This is a genomic window from Roseicyclus sp. (genome assembly GCF_052168335.1).
GTDB lineage: Bacteria > Pseudomonadota > Alphaproteobacteria > Rhodobacterales > Rhodobacteraceae > Roseibacterium.
Genome location: NZ_JBQLZP010000641.1, coordinates 1 through 1,065, shown reverse-complemented (window position 1 = coordinate 1,065; position 1,065 = coordinate 1). Strand labels below are relative to the sequence as shown.

Below are 1,065 nucleotides of genomic sequence, written 5' to 3'. Positions count from 1 at the left end.
CGCCCGCTGGTCGCCCGAGACGGAGATCCTGCTGTTCACCGCGGCGCGGCGCGACCACCTCGAGCGGACGATCCGCCCCGCCCTCGCGGCGGGCCGCGACGTGGTGACCGACCGCTTCGCCGACAGCACCCGCGTCTACCAGGGCGCGACGCGGGGCGATCTGCGCGGCCTCGTCGACGCGATCCACGCCGCGGCCATCGGCGTCGAGCCCGACCTGACGCTGATCCTCGACATGGACCCGGGCGTGGCGCTGTCGCGCGGGCTCGCCCGGGGTTCGGGCGAGGACCGCTTCGAGGAGTTCGGCCTGCCCTTCCAGGAGAAGCTCCGCGCGGGTTTCCTCGCGCTGGCACGCGAGGCGCAGGGCCGCTGCGTGGTGATCGATGCCTCCGAGGCCCCCGACAGGGTGGCGGAGCGGATCGCCGAGGCGGTGGACGCGCGGCTTTAGCCGCGCCGTTTTCCGCCACGGAAAACGGGCCGGAAATGCCGGCATTTCCGGCCCGGAACGCGCGCGTTCCGGGCGCCCTCGCGGAACCGTCCACCCCGTGCTAGACCCTTTGCCGATGACCGACGACACCCTCCCCGAACCCGACCGCATCCCGGGCGCGCCCCACCCGCGCGAGACGATCCGCCTCTTCGGACAGGACGCCGCCGAGGCCGCGTTCCTCGCGGCGCTCAATTCGGGCCGCCTGCCCCATGGCTGGCTCCTCACCGGCCCGCGCGGCGTCGGCAAGGCCACCTTCGCCTGGCGCGCCGCGCGCCACCTCCTCGCCCATCCGCCCGCCGAGGGCGACGCCCTCTTCGCGCCGCCCCCCGCGACGCGCCTCGACATCGACCCCGAGCACCCCGTCGCCCGCCGCATCCGCGCGCTCTCCGAGCCCTCGGTCTGCCTCATCCGGCGGAGCCCGCGCGAGGACGGCAAGGCGCTGAGCGACGTCATCCGGGTCGAGGACGTGCGGCGGCTCAAGGGCTTCTTCAACCTCTCCGGCGAGGCCGGGCGGCGGCGCGTCGTCATCGTCGACGCCGCGGACGAGATGAACCCGAACGCCGCCAACGCCCTCCTGAAGG

General features: G+C 74.9%; 1 protein-coding gene and 1 pseudogene. Both read left to right on the top strand.

What is annotated here, in order from left to right; translation table 11 throughout:
• Window positions 1-445: dTMP kinase (tmk, locus tag ACTS11_RS19635; protein WP_442641973.1), on the top strand; the 445-nt coding region annotated here is incomplete at its 5' end.
• A 115-nt stretch (window positions 446-560) separates the two neighbouring features.
• Window positions 561-1,065 (top strand): annotated as a pseudogene (locus tag ACTS11_RS19630) (DNA polymerase III subunit delta'); the annotation flags it as partial.